The sequence below is a fragment of the Lactococcus fujiensis JCM 16395 genome (assembly GCF_002441655.1).
Taxonomy (GTDB): domain Bacteria; phylum Bacillota; class Bacilli; order Lactobacillales; family Streptococcaceae; genus Lactococcus; species Lactococcus fujiensis.
Window position 1 is genome coordinate 16,410 of record NZ_JXJU01000002.1, and the last position, 20,373, is coordinate 36,782.

The window sequence follows — 20,373 nt, forward strand, 5'->3', positions numbered from 1 at the left end:
TTTTTCAGAATGTTGAGCTCCTTCAGGTTGTGTTATAATGTAGTTTATGACAACTCAACAGAAGATTTTTAAAGGAACAATGCTTGCAATTTTTGCAGGCATTTTATGGGGCGTTTCGGGTATTTTTGGCCAGTTATTTTTTGAAGCCTACCATGGTGATGCCTTATGGATTACCTCATTTCGCTTACTCGTGGCAGGTTTAATATTACTTGGAATGTCTTACATTAAATCGCCAAAGACATTTTGGGATTTAGTGAAAAAGAAGCAAAATTGGCCAGTGATTCTCTTATACGCCTTTGGCGGTGTATTCTCAGTCCAATTTTTTTATTACTGGACGATTCAGCTCTCCAATTCGGCTACGGCAACCATTTTACAATATACTTCGCCTGTCTTTATTTTGATTTACGCGGCCATTTTCAATCGTCGGATGCCTAAATTAAATTCGACACTTTTGGTCTTAGGGGCGATGTTTGGCGTTTTTCTTTTAATAACAAATGGTAATGTTAACAATTTAACCATTAAGCCCTTGGCATTAGTGACGGGGGTAATCGCAGCGGTTGCAGTTGTTATTTATTCCTTGGCACCTAGACGAATTTTACGCCAATATGGTTCATTAAATGTAGCAGGTTGGGGAATGATGATGGCAGGAATCGGAAGTAATATGATTCACCCATTTTGGAAGATTGATTTCAAAATTGAACCATTATCAATTTTTTATATCTCAATAATTGCAATTGTTGGAACGGCCATCGCATTTTTACTTTGGCTGCAGGCAACTGAATATGTTTCTCCACTTGTGGTGAATGTTGCTACAGCGACAGAACCTCTGACATCAGTGCTGGTTTCAGTTCCATTATTTGGCTTAGTATTAACGCCCTTATCTATTTTTGCGATGGTGTTAGTCGTGATATGTGTCATCTTTTTGTCACGAAATGAAGAATGAAATAAAAAAAGAAATGAGGCTGTCTTATTTCTTTTTTTTTAAACTTATATATATATAAACTTTAATCCTTGTGTTAAAATAGAATTGTACCGACCGGTAGGTAAAGGAAAATGAATGAAAAAAGTAAAAGAAAAAATTATTGAAACATCTCGCGTGCTTTTTTGCCAACAAGGTGTTCAATCAACCTCAATAAACGATATCTTATTAGCGTCTGGTACGGGAAAAGGTCAATTTTATTATTACTTTGAATCCAAAAATGAGCTTTGCTTAGAAGTGATTAAAGAGCACATCGAGCATTGGGAAATTGATTGTTTTCAAGCAATTTTAGAAGTGGATGAAAACCCGAAGCAGCAAATTAAGAAAATGCTCGATTGGATTTATGACTCACACAAAGACCAGCTTGTGCATTATGGTTGCCCCATTGGCAATTTAATTGCCGAACTTGCCACAAGTGATGAGGCAGACAGAGCTTTACTAAATCAGTGGCTTCAACGATGGCAAGATTTACTTGCTGGTCTAATGATAAGAATGCAAAATATTACTGAAAATGAGGCTCTAATTAAGGCACAAGGACTGATTGCTCAAATTCAAGGGAGTATCCTTTTATTAAAAGTAAGACAAGACATTGATTTTTTAAAGACAAATTTTCAACAAATTGAAAAAGAATTAGCTTTGTAAAAAAGGAGAAATAATGGAAACAGTAAAGGTAAAAAATCTAATCATAGGATTCGGTAAAGCAGGAAAAACACTCGCTAAATTTTTAGCCAGTCACGATGAAGAAGTGGTTGTGGTAGAACAGTCTCCTCAAATGTACGGTGGAACTTGTATTAATGTTGGTTGTATTCCTTCAAAATCATTAATTGTTAATGGTCAAAAAGGGATGACTTTCACTGACGCAATCAGACAGAAACATCAGTTAACAAAAAAATTAAACGGTAAGAATTATCATATGATTGCTGATGAAAATCTAGCACGTGTGGTTGATGGTAAGGCACATTTTGTTTCAAATCATCAAGTTGAAGTGGTAAGTCCTGATGGGTTAAGACAAACAATTGAGAGCGAACGAATTTTTATTAATACTGGTTCAAAAGCCCTCATTCCTGAAATTGAGGGGCTAAAAGAGAGCAAACAACTCATGACTTCTACAGAAATCATGGATTTGGATGCCTTACCATAACACTTGTTGATTATTGGTTCAGGATATATTGGACTAGAATTTGCTTCGATGATGAAAAAATATGGTTCTTCAGTTACTGTTTTAGACCATTCTGATCAATTTTTAGCCAGAGAAGACGAAGATTTTTCTGCACGTATAAAAAAAGACTTAGAAAAAGATGGCATTGTTTTTAGATTAGGTGTAAATGTCAATCAAATTAATGATGAAGGCAATCAGACTAGAATTCATTTTATTAATGAAAAAGGTCGAGATGAGACGATTATCGCCGATAAAATTCTTGTTGCTACTGGAAGGAAAGCCAATACTGATGAACTCGGACTGGAAAATACAACCGTTCAATTAGGCCAGCGAGGTGAAATTGTTGTCAATGAAAAATTAGAAACTGGCGTAAAAGGAGTTTGGGCTGTCGGTGATGTCCATGGGGGGCAACAATTCACTTATGCATCACTTGATGACTTTAGAATTATCCAAGACCAACTTTTTGGAGAACAAAAGCGCAGTCTTAATAATCGAGGACCATTGCCTTATAGTGTTTTCATTACTCCCGCCCTGTCAAGTGTTGGTTTGAATGAAAAACGGGCAGAACATTTGGGGATTCAATATCGCTTATTTACATTAGATGCAACTTCAATTCCTAAGTCAGCAATTCTGAGTCAGCCCAAAGGATTTTTGAAAGCATTAGTTGCGAAAGAATCTGATGAAATTTTAGGAGCGACTATTTATGGAGAAGAATCCTATGAAGTTATTAACATCATCAGCCTTGCAATGAAAGCCCATCTCCCTTATACGCTTTTGCGTGATCAAATTTATACCCATCCTACTATGACAGAGGCTTTAAATGATTTATTTGCCACTGTAAATGAAAAAATAATCTAATGTTTATAAAAGGAGAATTTTTCTTCTTTTTTTATTATATTGTCTTGGAAATAGCTCAAATTCAGTTGACTTCATGTTATAATGTTCACATGAAATACAAAAATTATATCTGGGATTTAGGCGGAACTTTACTAAATAATTATGAAAGTTCAAGCCATGCTTTTGCTGCTGCTTTATGGCAATCGGCAGACCGCATTGTTTTACACGAAGATATTTATAATGCTTTAAAAGTTTCAACTGATTATGCTGTCAATACTTTTGCCAGAGATATTCCTGATTTTCTAACGACTTATAAAAAGCTTGAGGCAGAAACGTTAAAACGTCCCATCTTATTTCCTGGCGCAAGTAAAGTGCTGTCAGTCCTAATGGAAAATGGCAGACAAAATTTTATGATTTCGCACCGAGATAGCCAAGTTATGGCTATTTTAAAGAAAGCCCACATTGACCAGTTTTTTATTGAAGTGGTCACTGCTGATAATGGATTTAGCCGAAAACCAGCACCCGATTCAATTTATTATTTATTAAAAAAATATAAGTTAAATCCTGATGAAACAGTTATGATTGGTGATCGGCCAATAGATATTGAGGCTGGTCTTGCAGCAGGTGTTCAGACCGTTTTCTTCGACACCAAAAAAACTGATCCACGAGCCAGTCAGAATATCCAAAATTTAACTGAACTCCTAGGATTATGAAATAATGTATGACCTCATTTTTAATTTCTAATGAAAATGCCAAGGGACTGGGATTTGTCATGTTTAGTCAGACACATTTAGTAAGCTTCTGTCTCTTGGCCTTGATAAGTTACCTCTTAATCATATTTTATCGTTCTTTGTCAGCGCTGACGAAAACAAGAATGAGGCTGGGCTAGCCTTTGGCATTTTGTCACTTGAAATCCTTAAGGATGTGACCCTTTATCTGACTGATCAATTCACATTAGGAGATTAGCCCTTTCAACTCTGTGGGCTAGGTATATTTTCGTCCTCTGGGATGCTATTCACACAGACATTACAAGTCATGCGCTTTTATTCAGTCTGACTTTGCCAGGTGCCTTAATGGCCTTGATAACACCTAATTGCTTGACAAATTCTGTTTGGCAGAGCTTTTTAATTCACATGCGCTTTGTGACCTACGTTCTCATGCGGCTAATAGGACGTGATTTCTGCCCAAATAGGAATCCTCTTTGGCGGGTTTTCCTTTGCTTGCTCGCAATTGTCTCATTTATCTCTATCTTAAACCAACTTTGGCAACAGAATTTCATTTTTCTTGAAATTCCTGCACCGGGAACTCCACTTGAACCAAATATTTGGCTCCGCATCTTTATTAGGGCTCATCTTTCTTGTTTTACTTGTGTGGCCCCTGATGTACTTGCCCTGGTCATTGAAGAAAAAATAAGTTTTCTCCGAGAACTTATTTTTTTTTAGTAAGTCGCTAAAATCCCTATATTATGCTATAATGGGTATAGTAACTCGATAGAAATGAGATTTATTTTGAACGAAAAAGATAAAGAAATAGAAAAACTTGCAGACCAATACGATGCCAGTCAAATTCAAGTCCTTGAAGGACTCGAAGCTGTCCGTATGCGTCCAGGAATGTATATCGGTTCAACTTCTAAAGAAGGGTTGCACCATTTGGTTTGGGAAATCGTTGATAACTCGATTGACGAAGCTCTCGCAGGATTTGCAACGCACATTGAAGTATTTATTGAACCAGATAATTCTATTACGGTCGTTGATGATGGTCGTGGTATTCCTGTCGATATACAAGAAAAAACAGGTCGTCCAGCTGTAGAAACTGTATTTACAGTCCTTCATGCTGGTGGTAAATTTGGCGGTGGCGGCTATAAAGTTTCTGGAGGTTTACATGGTGTTGGTTCATCAGTTGTAAACGCATTATCATCTGTTCTTGATGTTACGGTACACAAAGATGGTAAGAAGTACTATCAGGCCTATCATCGGGGTCATGTTGGTGAAGATTTAAAGATTATTGGTGATACTGACCACCGAGGAACAACGGTTCATTTTGTTCCAGACACAGAAATCTTTACCGAAACAACAGAATTTGATTACGATAAATTGTTGACTCGCGTTCGTGAATTAGCCTTTTTGAACCGTGGTTTACGTATTTCAATCACTGATAAACGTGAAGGAAATGAAAAAAATCACGATAGCTTCCACTATGAGGGCGGAATTAAATCCTATGTTGAATATTTAAACGAAAATAAGCAGGTTATTTTTGAACCAGCCATCTTCACAGAAGGTGAACTGGAAGGAATCAGCGTTGAAGTTGCGATGCAATATACAGACACTTATCATAGTGTTGTAATGTCCTTTGCCAATAACATTAATACACACGAGGGTGGTACGCATGAACAGGGCTTCCGTACAGCTTTGACTCGTGTGATCAATGCATATGCAAAACAACAAAAGATCCTAAAAGAAAATGAAGATAATTTGACAGGTGATGATGTACGTGAAGGTTTGACGGCTGTTATTTCAGTAAAGCATCCGAATCCTCAATTTGAGGGGCAAACAAAGACAAAACTTGGAAATTCGGAAGTGACGGGAATTGTCAATAAATTATTTTCTGATGCCCTCCAAACATTCATGCTCGAAAATCCACAAGTCGCAAGAAAAATCGTTGACAAGGGGATTTTGGCAAGTAAAGCCCGTGTTGCTGCTAAACGAGCACGCGAAGTGACGCGTAAAAAGTCTGGTCTTGAAATTTCCAACTTACCAGGTAAATTGGCTGATTGTTCATCGAATGATCCAAAGCAAACCGAACTTTTCATCGTCGAAGGTGATTCAGCTGGTGGTTCCGCAAAATCGGGACGTAATCGTGAATTTCAAGCCATTTTACCCATTCGTGGGAAAATCCTGAACGTTGAAAAAGCAACGATGGATAAAATTTTAGCCAATGAAGAAATTAGGAGTTTGTTTACTGCAATGGGAACAGGCTTCGGGGCTGATTACGATTTATCAAAAGCACGTTACCATAAGTTAGTGATCATGACGGATGCTGATGTCGATGGGGCTCACATCAGAACGTTACTTTTGACCCTATTTTATCGCTATATGCGCCCAGTTGTTGAAGCAGGCTATGTTTACATCGCTCAACCTCCAATTTATGGGATTAAAGTTGGGTCGGATACAAAGGAATATATTCAACCTGGACCCGATCAAGAAAAAGAACTGGCTGCTGCAATCGAACGCTGGTCCCAAGGACGTTCTAAACCAACTATCCAGCGATACAAAGGTCTTGGAGAAATGGACGATCATCAACTTTGGGAAACAACAATGGATCCAGATAACCGTTTGATGGCGCGTGTATCATTGACAGATGCAGCAGAAGCAGATAAAGTTTTTGACATGCTTATGGGTGATCGCGTAGAACCACGTCGTGAATTTATTGAAGAAAATGCACAATATTCAACCATTGATGCTTAATTAATACAAAAGAGAATGAGTTTTCTTATTCTTTTTTTATAAAAAAAATAGGAATATGAATAATCAACTTACATTTGAGCAAGGCATAAGGGAGACTATCCCGACCGTTTTTGGCTACATCGGAATAGGACTTGCTTTTGGAATTATTGCAAGCAGTAATGGATTAAATGCTTTTGTCGTTTTTCTCCTTTCTGCAGTCGTATACGCAGGCTCTGGTCAATTTGTTATGGTTACCCTACTTGCATTAAAAAGTCCCATATTATCAATTGTTATGAGTGTCTTTCTTGTTAATTCACGAATGATTTTACTCAGTACAACCGTTGCCCCATTTTTCAAAAAGGAAAGTCTATTTAAGAATGTCTTAATTGGGACTTTCTTGACTGATGAAAGTTTCGCTTTGGGAATGAGCAAGAAAAATTATACTGAGGGGATTCTAAAATTTGAGTGGTTTAATGCAGTTAATTTACTGGCTTACTCTACTTGGGTTGTTTCAACAGTTATTGGGTCTCTTGTGGGGCAAATAATACCTAATCCCAGCCAATTCGGTTTTGAATTTGCTGTCGTAGCGATGTTTATTGGGTTACTTTATTTACAAGTTATTGGTGATCATGTCAAAGGTTTAAAATTACAAGTCATAGTAATATTATTGACGCTGGTTTTATTTTATTTTGGACTGATTTTCATTCCTGGAAACATTTTGATCTTATTCGTAACATTACTTGCTTGTGGATTGGGGGTCTTTATTAAACGTGCCTTCTTTTAACTTTATCTTACTTAGTATTATTGGATGTGGTTTGGTGACCTGGCTTTCCAGAATTATCCCCTTTGTCTTGCTCAAGAAATTCAACCTGCCTAAAACAGTCCTTGAATATTTGAGTTTTGTGCCCATTGTAATTATGTCAGCCTTATGGTTTTCCAACTTATTTGTTCAACATCTTGGAAAATTACCCACAGTTAATTGGGAAAATGCGTTGGCTTCCTTACCGACTCTTATCTCAGTAATTGTTACAAAGAGTTTATTAGTCGTCGTAGTAGTGGGAATGATTTCTCTCGCCTGTCTTAAATTTTTCATGTAAAAAACTTACCCTGGGGTAAGTTTTTTTGAATTATTATTCTTTCAATTCTGGCTGAGGTGAATTGAATAAATCGATGACACAATTATTATACAGCGATGGCAGCTAACTGTCAAAGATTTGTGTAAGTTATCACAAAACGGTCTGTTTATTTTAATTTCGATTTCTTGACAAATCTATTTCAACTTATTATAATAGTTAACAGTGTTAATTAATACCACTATTAGAAATATAATATCGTTATTCAAGATTAAAATGATATTGAATAAATAAGGAGGAAAAATGGATTATAATCAACTCGCTGAAACCTTTATTTTGGCTGCGAAAAACCCAAGTAAATCACGTGTTGTTAGACGATTTAATACTTATTCGCATGGTGAACATCAGGTTATTTTTTATTTGTTCAAAAATACTGGAAAGCCAATCGTGCCTAGCGATATTGCTCGCTATACCACTACAAGTACAGCACGAATTGCAACCATCTTGAATAATCTCGAGGATAAAAAAATGATCACACGTGAAATTTCGCGTGAGGACCGTCGAAAAATTTTAGTTGGTATTACAGATAAAGGCAAAAAATATGCTGAGAATGCTCAAAGTGAATTTGTAGGACACATTGCAAGTATCTTACAAGCGATGGGTGAGGAAAAGGCAATTCCCTTTGTCGAAAATTTTAAATTATTTTTAGAACTTGGTGCGGAATTAGGAGAACAAATCGAAGTTCAAGATGACACAGACGAGTCTAAAAATTAAAAAGGAGAAAAATGGCTTCAAATCAAAATCACGCCATGGATATTGAAAAAGATTATAGCATCGATATTCATGGAAATAAATACAGTCGCTGGGCAATGTTGATCCTTATCTTAATCGGTACATTTGGTTCTATGCTCATGCAAACATCACTTGGGACTGCAATTCCAACTTTGATGAAAGACTTTGACATTACCATGTCAACGGCGCAACAAGCAACAACTTGGTTCTTATTAGCAAACGGAATTATGGTCCCAATTTCAGCATATTTAGCAACGAAATTTCCGACACGTTGGCTTTATTCGACTTCATATATTATTTTATTTGCAGGGATGTTCATTGCCTATGCAGCACCAACATCATCATGGGGTGTTTTCTTGGCAGGTCGGATGCTTCAAGCCGTCGCCGCAGGGTTGACCATGCCTTTGATGCAAGTTTGTCTGGTTAATATGTTCCCGCCTAAACAAATGGGTGCAGTAATGGGATTAGGTGGAATTGTAATTGGTTTAGGACCAGCTATCGGACCAACTTTCTCAGGTTGGTTAATGTCTAGTTCGCATAACTTCTTGGGCATTGTATTGCCAGCAAGTTGGAGAACAATGTTCTTAGTACCGATGGTTATTGTTGCCATTGTTACGGTGCTTTCATTTTTCTTAATGCGCGATGTTATTCCTAATCGTCCTGTTAAATTGGATCTTATTTCCTTAGTTGAATCAGTAATTGGATTCGGAGTATTCCTTTGGGGATTCACAAATGTATCATCTGATGGTTGGACTAAATTTTCAACGGTTATTTTACCAATCATTGTTGGAATTGTGTTTATCACAGCGTTCATCCTTCGTCAATTAAATTTAAAGGAACCTTTCCTCGATGTGCGTGTGTTTAAAAATAAACAATTTACATTAACGACATTAATTTTAGCATTGGCAACGATGGCGATGATGGGTGTCGAAATGATGTTACCCCTCTATTTACAACAAGTTCATGCATTATCAGCTTTTGATTCTGGGTTGGTTCTAATGCCAGGTGCTTTAATGATGGGGATTATTTCACCATTGGCCGGAATTGCTTTTGATAAAGTTGGTGCAAAACGACTATCCATTTTAGGATTCTCAATTTTGGCTGTAGGAACGATTCCTTTCTTATTCTTCAATACAGCTACTCCAGATCACTTTGTTACGACCTTGTATGGTCTTCGGATGTTTGGGATTGCAATGGTAATGATGCCATTGACTGCTTCAGCAATGAATGCATTGCCTGTAGATGAAGTAGCACACGGAACGGCATCAAATTCAACAGCCCGTTCATTAGCATCAGCGGTAGTTGTAGCCTTACTTTCATCCGTTACACAAAATGTGATTACAAATAATTTGCCTTCTACTAGTTTGAAAACGACTAACCCGCTTGATTATGCAGGAAAGGCGATTGACGGAATGTTGAAAGGATATCATACTTCCTTTGCGATTGGTCTTGGCTTTGCTGTTGTAGGATTTATCGTAGCTTTCTTTTTGAGTAACACTAAAGGGGCAGGATCAAAAGCGAAAAAAGAAATTGAACAAGGGGGGACAAAATAATGATAATTATCATTCTCGCAATTCTCGTATTGTTGACCTTCTATAGTTTTATTTTTATTGAAAATAAAACTGTTCGTTGGGTTGCAGGAATCATCAGTTTTGTTTTATTGCTCACGACTGTTATCGGCTTAACTTATCAAATCACGGATAAATGGGCAATGAAAGAGGTCACTAGCGCTAAAACAAAAGAAATCTATACGGCGGGAGAAACAAATGCACCGTATGGTATGATGATCAAGGCTGAAATTGGAAAAGACACCAATAATTATGTCCTTGTTTATCGTAATGATGAAAAAAGTAAAAAACCAGATAGCAATTTCGTCCCAGACCAAAATCATATCATCGAAACGTTGAAGAAAACGGCGACATATAAAATTGCTGCAGTAAAAACGGCATCGGTTACAACAACGACCACACGTCGAGTATTCAAAAATGATTTTTGGAAATTAATTTTTGGTGTCGGTGGTGAACAGAATGAACTTGTTAAACAACATTCTGTAGTCACTGTACCGAAAGATACTTGGCTTGTCTTGACTCAAGACCAAGTAAAAAAATTGACTGAAGAAGCACCAGCAATGCAAGCTAAAATGGAAGCAGCTTTAAAGGCCGATCCTGAAAAAGCAATGCAAATGGCCGCGCTTCAAAAATCAGACCCTGTGGCATATGCCAAATTGCAAGTCGAGCAAATTAAACAACTGTTAGGGATAACTGAATAAGTAAACAAAAATAAAAAAACGAGAATTTTCTCGTTTTTTTATTTTTGGGTTTTGTTTTGTCCGCCTTCAATCTCATACTTGTATTTATAATCTGAGAATGAGCGGAATAGTTTTTGATACCATTTTTCTTTGACCAGTTGTTTATTTAACTCTATTGCGTTGGCCAGTTTTTCTTTTGCTTCTTTTAACTCATTTTGTAAACGTAAAGACTCGGTTTGACTTTCTGAGACTTGATCTGTAAGTTGTTCCATTCCTTCACGCGCAGTATCATTTTCTTCTAAAATTGAATCAATAAAATTTTTGATCTCTTCATCAATTGGAAGTGCTTGAATATTTACAAAGTCAAAATAATCAGAAGCATCTAAAATTTGATTGGTAAATTGATTCAAAATGTTTTCTTTACGCCACTCAATATAATGCTCATTTTCTTTGAAATAATTCAAGATATGCTCAATCAATTCCTGATCTTTTTCTCTAGAAGGATTAGTTTCGATAAAATCTACCGATGAGACGAAATCCTTTTCTTCATCGTATTCCATAATGCATTCCCCATCTCTATTTAATGTCATAAAAATTTTAGAACCAGTTGAAACAAAGACAATTCTTAACCAACTTCTATTATACATTATCAAACGGGCAGGAACAAATATTTTAGTGATTTCATGTTATAATATGACTATTAGTTACAAAGGATTAAATATGGAGAAATTATCAGAAACTGAGCTTTACACATGGCATTTTTTGGAAGACAATCGAGCTAAAGTTCAACTTTCATCTATCACAGAGTGTGCTGAATTATCGCATGTGAGTACTGCGACTATTGTAAGAACACTAAAGAAACAAGGCTATGACGGTTATTCTGATTATAAGAATTCACTCAAGCATTCAGGAAATCCATCTTTGCTACGGGTGAATGGATTAAGTGATGAAGCCAATGCCTTTATCTACCGCAATCTTGAAGAAGTATTACGCACCATCAGTCTACTAGATGTGGATAATTTAACTCAAATTGTGAAAAGAATTGATAAAGCCGAGCAAATTGTATTGGTCGCACGTGATTCTGGAGAGGATATTGGTGACGACCTAATGCATCGTCTCCAAAGTGCTGGTAAAATCGTGGTTTCACGTTACTACGACAACATGGAAGAGTATGCTAAAAAAATGACGACCTCTGACCTGATGCTTGCATTGAGTTTTACAGGCAAGGAAACAATAATTGCCAATGCCGCTAAGAAGGCGAAAAATCGAGGGGCGACAGTCATTTCCTTAATCTGTGATTATAATAACGAGTTAAGCGATGTCAGCGATTTAATTTTATTGGGCTACAAGTCCAAATTGGAGAAAGACGTTTTTAATGAAGACGAAGAAAGCTCGATTCCACTTGAGTTGCTTTGTCGTATTATGATGGATATGTATATGATTTACAAAGAAAAAGGGACAATTAGAGATTAATTGTTTTTTTGGTGGGGATCGATATTGTAAAATCTTACTTTAAAATATTGTTTTTCTGTCAAAATTAACATCAAAATTATGTTATAATTTTATTAGAACACAGGTTTTTGAAGTCAATTCAAAACGGAAGAAGGAGAAAATAATGGCTAAAAAATTTGGTCGTGTACATCTTATCGTAATGGACTCAGCGGGGATTGGTGAAGCCCCTGATGCCAATAAATTTTTCAATCATGAGACGCCAGACACGGGATCAAATACCATTGGTCACATTTCTGAACAAGTTGGACTTGATGTCCCTAATTTTCAAAAATTAGGTCTCGGAAATATTACACCACTTAAAACTGTGGCGCCTAATGACAAACCTTTGGGATACTCTACAAAACTGCAAGAAGTTTCAAATGGAAAAGACACGATGACAGGTCACTGGGAAATCATGGGCTTGGATATTAAAAATCCATTTCCTGTCTATCCTGATGGCTTTCCTGAAGAACTTTTGACAAAAATTGAAGCCTTCTCAGGCCGCAAGATCATGCGTGAACCCAATAAACCTTATTCAGGGACACAGGTTTTGGATGATTTTGGTGAACGTCAGATTGAAACGGGTGAATTGATTATTTATACTTCAGCTGATCCTGTTTTACAAATTGCAGCAAATGAAGCTATTATCCCATTGGATGAACTTTACAAGATTTGTGAATACGTGCGTGATATTACTAATATTGGCTCAGAATGGATGCTTGGCCGTATAATTGCTCGTCCATACGTTGGAACAAAAGCTGGTGCGTTTGAACGGACACCTAATCGTCGTGACTATGCTTTGGCACCATTTGGCCCAACCGTCTTGAATCACCTCGATGATGCAGGCTTCCCTGTTATTTCAGTCGGTAAAATTCATGATATTTATGAAGGTCAAGGGATTAATAAAGACATGGGACACAACTTAAGTGATATGGATGGAGTTGACCGTATGCTTAAAGCGATGGCTTTACCAGAATTTAATGAAGGTTTACTCTTCGTTAACTTGGTTGACTTTGATGCCAAATACGGCCATCGTCGTAACCCAGAAGGCTATCGTGATGCTATTCAAGACTTGGATGGTCGTTTGCCTGAAATTATGGAAGCGATGCGCGAAGATGACATTCTCATGATTACAGCTGACCATGGAAATGATCCAACTTTTGTTGGTACAGACCACACACGTGAATATATTCCTCTAGTGACATTCTCTAAAGCCTTTAAAGAACCTAAGCCACTCCCCATTGGACACTTTGCTGACATTTCAGCGACCATTGCTGACAATTTTGATGTCAAAGCAGGTGAAATCGGGGAATCATTCCTCGATGAGTTGGTCTAATTTTCAAATCTCTTCACTTTTAAATAATCATAAGAATACACATGTGCTATAATAAGTACTGTGAATGAGATTAGAAGTGCTCACTTCATTATCATTATCACAAGTAAAATGTGTTTGAGGAGTTCCATTATGGCGTATGAAATCATGAACGTGTTGATTGACAATTGGCCTGCTACGCAACTCGTTGGTCATCGTTACACTTTTGAAGATGCTGACGAAACAGCATTTGGTCATCTTTGGGAAAAGTGGAATGCATCCGACCGTTGGGCAAATTTAGCAAAACTTGGAAAACCAATAGCTTGTGTCGGCTTGATGCGGTTAAAAGGGGAATCGTTTGAATACTGGATTGGCAACCTTTTTGCAGAGCGTATCCAAGTACCTGAAGCATTTGAATCATTAAAGTTTCCAGCAATAAAGGCCGCCACTGCTTGGATTGAAGGATTCCCAAATGAAATTTTTGGGAAAGATCCTGCTTGTGGAGCGTGGGACACAATTCTACAAAAATATCCTAACCTAAAACGAAAAACTGTTGACGGGTGGATGATTGAGCTTGAAAATTATACCGCGCGTTTTGATCGTGTGAATTCGGAAGGACATTTGACATTAGACTATTTATTTTTTGTTACAGATTAGAAAAGAAGTAGGCTAGTGTTCAATTTATTGAACAAAATAACCAAAAATGAAAAAAATTTATTTTATTTGCACTGGCAATTCATGCCGTTCACAAATGGCAGAAGGATTTGCCAAGAAAGAATTAGCTAGAAGTTTTGAGGTCCGTTCGGCGGGTGTTGAAAAGCACGGCTTGAATCCTCAAGCTGTTCAGGTGATGAAAGAAATTGGTTATGATATTTCTGGTCAGACTTCGGATTTAATTGATTTAGAATACTTTAACCAGTGTGACTTGATTGTGACTTTGTGTGGAGACGCCCGTGATAAATGTCCCGTGGTTCCAAAAGGTCATGAACATCTACATTGGGCACTTGATGATCCTGCTGGAAAACCAATTGAAAAGTTCCGTCAAGTTCGTGATGAAATCGAGAAAAGAGTGAAAAAATTAAAATGAAAAAAGAATTTTGCCAAAGTTGTGGGATGCCGCTTACAAATGCCGAAGATTTTGGAACAGAAAAAGACGGTTCCAAATCAACGGAATATTGTCACTTTTGTTATCAAAATGGGACATGGACTCAGCCAAATATTACCCTTGAAGAAACGATTGCCAAAGGTCACGAAGCCATTGATCGAATGGAAATCAATCCATTGAAAAAATGGTTTTTCAGAACTTTTTGTGGCATGCAAATAAAAGGTTTAAAACGCTGGAAAAAATAATTCATGCAAAGTAACCTGTTGCGCAGACAAAATTCGTTAAAGTTGACTCTGTCATTCCTGACAGCCTGATTGATTAAATCAGCCAAATTAGAAATAGAAAGTAGAAATAACTATGCCAACACCACATATTGAAGCTCAAAAAGGCGAAATCGCAGACAAAATCCTTCTGCCAGGGGATCCACTTCGTGCAAAATTCATTGCCGAAAATTTCCTTGAAGATGCTGTACAATTTAATAATGTCCGTGGAATGCTCGGATTTACAGGAACTTACAAAGGTGAACGTGTTTCCGTAATGGGAACTGGAATGGGAATTCCTTCAATTTCAATTTATGCTAACGAATTGATTACTGAATATGGTGTCAAAAAATTGATTCGTGTAGGTACCGCTGGATCAATCAATGCTGACGTTCATATCCGTGATCTTGTAATTGCTCAAGGTGCAGCAACGACATCAGCTATTGTTCGCCATGACTTCCCTCAATTTGATTTCCCAATGATTTCTGATTTTGATTTACTTGATAAAGCCTATCATATCGCCAAGGACATGAATTTGACTGCACACGTTGGTAACGTTTTGTCATCAGATTTGTTCTACGGTGGACCTGACGGAGTGGAGCTCGGTAAATATGGTGTTAAGGCAATTGAAATGGAAGCTGCTGGTTTGTTCTATTTGGGCGCCAAATATCATGTTCAAACACTTGCCATCTGTACAATTTCAGACCATATTTTGACTGGAGAAGTAACTACTTCTGAAGAGCGTCAATCCACATTTACTGACATGATGAAAGTTGGTTTGGAAACTTTGATTGCGTAAAAACAATAATAAAAAAGAAAGAGTTTCAGGATTCTTTCTTTTTTTATTATTTTTTAATTCATCTCTCATTTTTTTAGCTAAAGTTGATTTATGATATAATTATTAGAAATGAGGTGAATATTGTGAAATATGAAAATTTTATTAAAGAGGCAGATTTAAAGGTTGAAGATTTCCGCGCTGCTTTTGCTTTTGGGAATGATGGCGAAAATATTTCTGATCCTAAAATGGCAGATGAATTGTTAGACGAACTTTTGAAAGGTCGTAAAACAGCTACAGCAAGTGCTGTCGAAGGATATGAGGAAAATGAACCATTTCCAATCGTAGATGGTCGATTTGACATTGTTCTGAATGGCAAAGGGGAGCCCATCGCTGCCATTACAAATACACGAGTATACCAAACTTCATTTGATCAAGTTACTGCTGACCACGCACGACGTGAAGGTGAAGGAGATTTGAGTTTGGCTTACTGGCGTCAAGCTCATGAAGCGTTCTGGCGACAGTTTGATCTTTACCGACCTAATATGCCCGTCCTTTGCGAAGAATTCGAAGTCATCTATTCGAAGTCCAAATAAAAATTAATAATAATCTAATAAATAAATTATTAATGTGAAAATTTAGTAGTTATTAATAATTTCAGAATCAAGATATGAGAGAAAAGATGTTGGAGAAAAAAATGAAATCAGACATTGAGATTGCCCAAGAAACGGAAATGGAACCGATAAGTCAAATTGCACAGAAGGTGGGGCTTACTTTTGAAGAGATTGAACTCTACGGAAAATATAAAGCCAAAATACCATTCGAAGTCATTAATAGAATTAAGAATCGTTCGAATGGCAAATTAATTTTGGTGACAGCAATTAATCCCACGCCAGCTGGTGAAGGAAAATCAACTGTTACAGTTGGTTTAGCTGATGCCTTTAATCAAATAGGCACGAAAACAATGGTGGCCCTCCGTGAGCCCTCTTTAGGTCCTGTGATGGGAATGAAAGGTGGTGCCGCTGGTGGGGGCTATGCACAAATTTTACCTATGGAAGACATTAACTTGCATTTTACTGGTGACATTCATGCCATCACAACTGCAAACAATGCCATCTCGGCATTTTTGGATAATTCTCTCCAACAAGGAAATCCTTTAAATATTGATCCTCGCCGAATTATTTGGAAGCGTGTTTTGGATTTGAATGATCGTGCGTTACGTCATATCACGATTGGTTTAGGAGGCCCTGTTAATGGGGTCCCTCGAGAAGATGGGTTTGATATCACGGTAGCAAGTGAAATTATGGCTGTCTTGTGTTTGGCAACTTCGATCGATGACTTAAAAGCTAGAATTTCACGAATTGTCATTGCTAGTACCTACGACCGCAAGCCAGTTACTGTCGATGATTTGGGCGTTTCTGGTGCAATTGCGATGTTGTTAAAAGATGCACTGAAACCTAATCTAGTGCAAACAATTGAAGGGACACCAGCCCTTGTTCACGGTGGACCATTTGCCAATATTGCTCATGGCTGTAACTCTGTTTTAGCGACGCAAACGGCACTCAAATTATCGGATCTCGTTATAACTGAAGCAGGATTTGGCGCTGATTTAGGTGGTGAAAAATTCCTTGATATAAAGACACGTCAATTAGGTAGTACTCCAGATGCTATTGTGTTAGTAGCAACGGTCAGAGCCCTTAAAATGCATGGGGGTGTCAATAAAAATAATTTGAAAGAAGAAAATGTTGAGGCCTTAAAAATAGGTTTTAGCAATCTAAAACGTCATTTGGAAAACATGCAATCTTATGGTCTTCCAGTTGTTGTCGCAATTAATCAATTCGCTTCGGATACCGCAGCAGAAATTAATGAATTAATGAGGCTGACCGAGGCACTTCATGTACCGATTTCGCTTTGTCAGGTCTTTGAAAAAGGAGGGAGGGGTGGAATTGACCTGGCCCAAAAACTTCTACCATTGTTACAAGAAAAAACTGAATTTAGTTACCTTTACGACTTAAATGAGTCTGTTGAGGAGAAAATTAACAAACTTGTTACAAATATTTATGGCGGTTCCAAAGTGAGTTTTTCGGCCAAAGCTAAAAGACAAATGAGAGAAATTGAAGAAAATCATTGGAATAATTTGCCAATCTGTATGGCAAAAACACAATATTCATTTTCAGATAATCCGAATTTAATGGGAGCGCCGGAAGGCTTTGAAATAACCGTCCGAGAGCTTATTCCTAAAATTGGGGCTGGATTTATTGTCGCCTTATTAGGCGATATTATGACTATGCCTGGCTTGCCCAAAGCTCCTGCTGCCTTAAAAATGGATGTGACAAATGAGGGAAAAATAAGTGGATTATTTTAAGAACGCTTCCTTTCACATAAATAACAAATAGATTAAAAGGCTAAAAATTAGCTAACAAAATGACAAAATATTAAAAGTCTGTAAAGCCGGTTGAATTCTGGCTTTTTTGTGTTATACTTGCTGAGATGTTTAAGAAAACTATTATTGTAGCAGCTATAATCTCAGGAATTGGCTTGAGTCCACTTGGTCAGTCCGTTCAGGCAGACCAAATTTCAAGCCAGCCAATTGATTTAAGCTCTCTCACAGAATTAAATAATGCTTCGAAATCCCTCAATTTATTAAGACACACGATGAATAATACAGTGCTTTCGGTTTCACAGGAAAAGGAAAAGCAAGATGCTGAAAAAGCGGCTCAAAGTGCAAAAACAATCCAAGGTGATGAAAAAACTTCTGCGGACAAATTGATTGAACTTGCCAAAAAGTATATTGGTGTGCCATATGTTTGGGGCGGTAGTAGTCCATCAGGCTTTGATTGCTCTGGTTTTACATCTTATGTTTATCGTGAAGCTTTAGGAAAAGAGATTGGACGAACGTCATATAACCAAATTGGGAATGGGAAAAAAGTCACATTCGCAGACGCTAAAGTTGGTGATGTTCTTGTCTTTTTCGGAGGTAGTCATGTCGGTATTTATCTAGGAAATGGCGAATTCATTCATGCCCCAAAACCTGGGGATCAGGTCAAAATTTCTTCAATAAGTGGGATGACTCCAGATTATGCATTGGAATATTAAGAGAGAAAAGGCGAGCAATCGCTTTTTTCTATTTGTGTAACAAAAAATGATGAAAAGAAGAAATATTATCAAAATTCTTGTATAATAAAACAAGATGGCATTTTTACGGTGTCTTACTATAGAAAAGGAAGTAGAAAATGGTCCTTCAATTATACTTGCAAGGCTTGTTAATTTCAGCAATATTGGTCCTCATTTTGAGTGCTATTTATGCATTTGCTTATCTGGTGCGACACTCTGATCTCCCTTGGAGTGTGAGGCGAAATCGTATTTTTGATTTGATCTTGGTTGACCTATTAACGATTCCAGTTTTGAGTTTCGCCTTCTTAGGCTTACTGATCATTTTGAAAACAAGAGCTCTGTGAGCAAAAAAATGGAAAAGTGAGTCTGTTAAGTTTACAATTGTAAATATAAGGACATTAGAATAAACAGGGGAAATAAAGTGACAACTAAAAAATATGATGTAATTATTATTGGTTCTGGTCCTGCGGGAATGACCGCTGCCATGTATACAGCACGATCTGAAATGAAAACGTTACTTCTTGAACGTGGGGTCCCAGGGGGACAAATGAATAACACGGCGGAAGTAGAAAATTATCCTGGTTATGGGACGATTATGGGACCTGAACTGTCAATGAAAATGGCTGAACCGCTTGAAGGCTTGGGTGTTGAAAATGGTTATGGCTATGTAACATCAATCGAAGATCATGGCGATTATAAAAAAATTATAACCGAAGATGAAACTTTTGAAACCAAATCAATCATCATTGCCTCAGGTGCAAATCACCGTAAATTGGGTGTACCGGGAGAAGAAGACTTCGGAGCGCGTGGGGTATCCTACTGTGCCGTTTGTGATGGCGCCTTTTTCCGAGATCAAGAGATTTTGGTTGTCGGTGGTGGGGATTCTGCAGTAGAAGAAGCCATTTATCTGACCCGTTTTGGTAAAAATGTTACAATTATGCACCGCCGTGATCAATTGCGTGCACAAAAGATAATACAAGAACGTGCCTTCAAGAACGATAAAATTAATTTTATTTGGGATTCTACAGTTGAAGAAATCAAAGGGGATGACCGCAAAGTAACTTCTGTTGTATATAAAAATATGAAGACTGGGGAACGAACTGAAAAAGAGTTCGGAGGTGTCTTTATTTATGTGGGTCTTGATCCAGTCGCTGAATTTGCCCAAGATCTTGGAATAACTGATGAAGCCGGTTGGATTATTACTGATGATCATATGAAAACACAAATTTCAGGTCTCTTTGCAGTCGGCGATGTTCGTCAGAAAGACTTCCGTCAAATTACCACAGCAGTTGGCGACGGGGCACAAGCGGCTCAAGAGGCCTATAAGTACGTCGCAGAGATGGATTAAGCCTAAAATAATTATTGAAAAGACTGTAAATTCAATAAAAATATGATACAATAGAAACAACGTATTTTGAGATGAGAAGGGAAAGGGCCTAGGCTCTAAATGAACATATGGAAAAACTGATTTATGACGCTCTAATCGTTATCATGTTGATTGTGTCTGTACTAATTGTAGTCTCTATTTTTATGCAACCATCAAAACAAGATGGAGCGGCTGATGCCTTTTCGGGTGGTACAGGAGAACTTTTCGAGCGAAGAAAAGCTCGAGGCTTTGAAGCAATTATGCAACGATTCACAGCAATCATGATTGGCCTATGGCTTGTTATTGGATTTGTCTTGGTTGTTCTGTCAACTAAATAAAAATACGGGCTGGGGACAGCCCGTTTATTATTTCCTCTATTGTCTATAGAATACCAAGCTCATGGAGCTTTTTGTCAGTAC

The 20,373-nt window shown here is 37.4% G+C and carries 23 protein-coding genes and 1 pseudogene; 23 read left to right on the plus strand and 1 reads right to left on the minus strand.

Going from position 1 to position 20,373, the window contains the following annotated elements:
- The first annotated feature begins 46 nt into the window (after nucleotides 1-46).
- From RT41_RS01985 to RT41_RS02035, 11 genes and pseudogenes are all read left to right on the plus strand, one after another.
- Nucleotides 47-943 (plus strand): DMT family transporter, encoded by an 897-nt coding sequence (locus tag RT41_RS01985; RefSeq protein WP_096817035.1) that lies wholly within the window; start codon nucleotides 47-49, stop codon nucleotides 941-943.
- Nucleotides 944-1,057: 114 nt separating this feature from the next.
- Nucleotides 1,058-1,621, plus strand: coding sequence for a TetR/AcrR family transcriptional regulator (locus tag RT41_RS01990; RefSeq protein ID WP_096817038.1), 564 nt, complete (start codon nucleotides 1,058-1,060; stop codon nucleotides 1,619-1,621).
- A 13-nt stretch (nucleotides 1,622-1,634) separates the two neighbouring features.
- Nucleotides 1,635-2,996 (plus strand): annotated as a pseudogene (locus RT41_RS01995) (FAD-dependent oxidoreductase).
- An 89-nt stretch (nucleotides 2,997-3,085) separates the two neighbouring features.
- Entirely contained in the window at nucleotides 3,086-3,688 is a 603-nt protein-coding gene (locus tag RT41_RS02000; RefSeq protein ID WP_096817308.1) for an HAD family hydrolase, read from the plus strand.
- A 360-nt stretch (nucleotides 3,689-4,048) separates the two neighbouring features.
- Nucleotides 4,049-4,417, plus strand: coding sequence for a TMEM164 family acyltransferase (locus RT41_RS10825; RefSeq protein WP_245811568.1), 369 nt, complete (start codon nucleotides 4,049-4,051; stop codon nucleotides 4,415-4,417).
- Nucleotides 4,418-4,483: 66 nt separating this feature from the next.
- Nucleotides 4,484-6,439: a DNA topoisomerase (ATP-hydrolyzing) subunit B gene (gyrB, locus tag RT41_RS02010; RefSeq protein ID WP_096817040.1), complete on the plus strand. Its 1,956-nt coding sequence runs from the start codon at nucleotides 4,484-4,486 to the stop codon at nucleotides 6,437-6,439.
- A gap of 55 nt (nucleotides 6,440-6,494) precedes the next feature.
- The gene (locus RT41_RS02015) at nucleotides 6,495-7,202 is read left to right on the plus strand and encodes an AzlC family ABC transporter permease (protein ID WP_054639270.1); all 708 of its coding nucleotides are present in this window, start codon (nucleotides 6,495-6,497) and stop codon (nucleotides 7,200-7,202) included.
- Nucleotides 7,189-7,515, plus strand: coding sequence for an AzlD domain-containing protein (locus RT41_RS02020; RefSeq protein WP_054639269.1), 327 nt, complete (start codon nucleotides 7,189-7,191; stop codon nucleotides 7,513-7,515). Before RT41_RS02015 ends, RT41_RS02020 begins: the two co-directional genes overlap by 14 nt.
- A gap of 279 nt (nucleotides 7,516-7,794) precedes the next feature.
- Nucleotides 7,795-8,265, plus strand: coding sequence for a MarR family winged helix-turn-helix transcriptional regulator (locus tag RT41_RS02025; RefSeq protein WP_096817042.1), 471 nt, complete (start codon nucleotides 7,795-7,797; stop codon nucleotides 8,263-8,265).
- 35 nt (nucleotides 8,266-8,300) lie between these two features.
- Nucleotides 8,301-9,836, plus strand: coding sequence for an MDR family MFS transporter (locus RT41_RS02030; RefSeq protein WP_180752673.1), 1,536 nt, complete (start codon nucleotides 8,301-8,303; stop codon nucleotides 9,834-9,836).
- A complete protein-coding gene (locus RT41_RS02035) occupies nucleotides 9,836-10,552 on the plus strand; it encodes a DUF4811 domain-containing protein (protein WP_180752669.1) in 717 nt (238 codons plus the stop codon). Before RT41_RS02030 ends, RT41_RS02035 begins: the two co-directional genes overlap by 1 nt.
- A gap of 38 nt (nucleotides 10,553-10,590) precedes the next feature.
- Here RT41_RS02035 and RT41_RS02040 read toward each other — a convergent pair whose 3' ends face one another.
- A complete protein-coding gene (locus RT41_RS02040) occupies nucleotides 10,591-11,091 on the minus strand; it encodes a hypothetical protein (protein ID WP_054639268.1) in 501 nt (166 codons plus the stop codon).
- 160 nt (nucleotides 11,092-11,251) lie between these two features.
- Here RT41_RS02040 and RT41_RS02045 point away from each other — a divergent pair, with 160 nt between their 5' ends.
- The 12 genes from RT41_RS02045 to secG all read left to right on the plus strand — a co-directional run bounded on the left by RT41_RS02045 (nucleotide 11,252) and on the right by secG (nucleotide 20,292).
- Nucleotides 11,252-12,004 carry a MurR/RpiR family transcriptional regulator gene (locus tag RT41_RS02045; protein ID WP_054639282.1) on the plus strand — a complete coding sequence of 251 codons (753 nt, stop codon included), beginning with the start codon at nucleotides 11,252-11,254 and terminating at the stop codon, nucleotides 12,002-12,004.
- A 142-nt stretch (nucleotides 12,005-12,146) separates the two neighbouring features.
- Nucleotides 12,147-13,358, plus strand: coding sequence for a phosphopentomutase (locus RT41_RS02050; protein WP_096817046.1), 1,212 nt, complete (start codon nucleotides 12,147-12,149; stop codon nucleotides 13,356-13,358).
- 129 nt (nucleotides 13,359-13,487) lie between these two features.
- Nucleotides 13,488-13,991, plus strand: coding sequence for a GyrI-like domain-containing protein (locus tag RT41_RS02055; protein WP_096817049.1), 504 nt, complete (start codon nucleotides 13,488-13,490; stop codon nucleotides 13,989-13,991).
- Nucleotides 13,992-14,037: 46 nt separating this feature from the next.
- Complete coding sequence (gene arsC / locus RT41_RS02060; protein ID WP_054639265.1) at nucleotides 14,038-14,421, plus strand: arsenate reductase (thioredoxin); 384 nt, start codon at nucleotides 14,038-14,040, stop codon at nucleotides 14,419-14,421.
- Nucleotides 14,418-14,684 carry a zinc ribbon domain-containing protein gene (locus tag RT41_RS02065; protein WP_096817051.1) on the plus strand — a complete coding sequence of 89 codons (267 nt, stop codon included), beginning with the start codon at nucleotides 14,418-14,420 and terminating at the stop codon, nucleotides 14,682-14,684. Before arsC ends, RT41_RS02065 begins: the two co-directional genes overlap by 4 nt.
- A gap of 112 nt (nucleotides 14,685-14,796) precedes the next feature.
- Nucleotides 14,797-15,498 (plus strand): purine-nucleoside phosphorylase, encoded by a 702-nt coding sequence (gene deoD / locus RT41_RS02070; RefSeq protein ID WP_096817054.1) that lies wholly within the window; start codon nucleotides 14,797-14,799, stop codon nucleotides 15,496-15,498.
- Nucleotides 15,499-15,620: 122 nt separating this feature from the next.
- Entirely contained in the window at nucleotides 15,621-16,070 is a 450-nt protein-coding gene (locus tag RT41_RS02075) for an ASCH domain-containing protein (RefSeq protein WP_054639264.1), read from the plus strand.
- A 101-nt stretch (nucleotides 16,071-16,171) separates the two neighbouring features.
- Entirely contained in the window at nucleotides 16,172-17,839 is a 1,668-nt protein-coding gene (locus tag RT41_RS02080; protein ID WP_096817313.1) for a formate--tetrahydrofolate ligase, read from the plus strand.
- 125 nt (nucleotides 17,840-17,964) lie between these two features.
- Nucleotides 17,965-18,570, plus strand: a complete 606-nt coding sequence (locus tag RT41_RS02085; protein WP_096817057.1) for a C40 family peptidase — start codon at nucleotides 17,965-17,967, stop codon at nucleotides 18,568-18,570.
- A 137-nt stretch (nucleotides 18,571-18,707) separates the two neighbouring features.
- Nucleotides 18,708-18,932, plus strand: a complete 225-nt coding sequence (locus RT41_RS02090; RefSeq protein WP_054639263.1) for a DUF4059 family protein — start codon at nucleotides 18,708-18,710, stop codon at nucleotides 18,930-18,932.
- Between the two features lie 77 nt (nucleotides 18,933-19,009).
- The gene (gene trxB / locus RT41_RS02095; RefSeq protein ID WP_096817059.1) at nucleotides 19,010-19,936 is read left to right on the plus strand and encodes a thioredoxin-disulfide reductase; all 927 of its coding nucleotides are present in this window, start codon (nucleotides 19,010-19,012) and stop codon (nucleotides 19,934-19,936) included.
- A gap of 107 nt (nucleotides 19,937-20,043) precedes the next feature.
- The gene (secG, locus tag RT41_RS02100) at nucleotides 20,044-20,292 is read left to right on the plus strand and encodes a preprotein translocase subunit SecG (protein WP_096817062.1); all 249 of its coding nucleotides are present in this window, start codon (nucleotides 20,044-20,046) and stop codon (nucleotides 20,290-20,292) included.
- Nucleotides 20,293-20,373: the final 81 nt, after the last annotated feature.

Bases quoted from the DNA above. Each gene is read 5' to 3' on its own strand.
- RT41_RS02085 (WP_096817057.1), top strand. From the start codon at position 17,965: ATGTTTAAGAAAACTATTATTGTAGCAGCTATAATCTCAGGAATTGGC.
- arsC (WP_054639265.1), top strand. From the start codon at position 14,038: ATGAAAAAAATTTATTTTATTTGCACTGGCAATTCATGCCGTTCACAA.
- RT41_RS02035 (WP_180752669.1), top strand. From the start codon at position 9,836: ATGATAATTATCATTCTCGCAATTCTCGTATTGTTGACCTTCTATAGT.
- RT41_RS02025 (WP_096817042.1), top strand. From the start codon at position 7,795: ATGGATTATAATCAACTCGCTGAAACCTTTATTTTGGCTGCGAAAAAC.
- RT41_RS02015 (WP_054639270.1), top strand. From the start codon at position 6,495: ATGAATAATCAACTTACATTTGAGCAAGGCATAAGGGAGACTATCCCG.
- RT41_RS02080 (WP_096817313.1), top strand. From the start codon at position 16,172: ATGAAATCAGACATTGAGATTGCCCAAGAAACGGAAATGGAACCGATA.
- RT41_RS01985 (WP_096817035.1), top strand. From the start codon at position 47: ATGACAACTCAACAGAAGATTTTTAAAGGAACAATGCTTGCAATTTTT.
- RT41_RS02090 (WP_054639263.1), top strand. From the start codon at position 18,708: ATGGTCCTTCAATTATACTTGCAAGGCTTGTTAATTTCAGCAATATTG.
- RT41_RS02055 (WP_096817049.1), top strand. From the start codon at position 13,488: ATGGCGTATGAAATCATGAACGTGTTGATTGACAATTGGCCTGCTACG.
- RT41_RS02040 (WP_054639268.1), bottom strand. From the start codon at position 11,091: ATGGAATACGATGAAGAAAAGGATTTCGTCTCATCGGTAGATTTTATC.
- RT41_RS02065 (WP_096817051.1), top strand. From the start codon at position 14,418: ATGAAAAAAGAATTTTGCCAAAGTTGTGGGATGCCGCTTACAAATGCC.
- RT41_RS01990 (WP_096817038.1), top strand. From the start codon at position 1,058: ATGAAAAAAGTAAAAGAAAAAATTATTGAAACATCTCGCGTGCTTTTT.
- RT41_RS02030 (WP_180752673.1), top strand. From the start codon at position 8,301: ATGGATATTGAAAAAGATTATAGCATCGATATTCATGGAAATAAATAC.
- secG (WP_096817062.1), top strand. From the start codon at position 20,044: ATGGAAAAACTGATTTATGACGCTCTAATCGTTATCATGTTGATTGTG.
- RT41_RS02050 (WP_096817046.1), top strand. From the start codon at position 12,147: ATGGCTAAAAAATTTGGTCGTGTACATCTTATCGTAATGGACTCAGCG.
- deoD (WP_096817054.1), top strand. From the start codon at position 14,797: ATGCCAACACCACATATTGAAGCTCAAAAAGGCGAAATCGCAGACAAA.
- RT41_RS02000 (WP_096817308.1), top strand. From the start codon at position 3,086: ATGAAATACAAAAATTATATCTGGGATTTAGGCGGAACTTTACTAAAT.
- RT41_RS02045 (WP_054639282.1), top strand. From the start codon at position 11,252: ATGGAGAAATTATCAGAAACTGAGCTTTACACATGGCATTTTTTGGAA.
- RT41_RS10825 (WP_245811568.1), top strand. From the start codon at position 4,049: ATGGCCTTGATAACACCTAATTGCTTGACAAATTCTGTTTGGCAGAGC.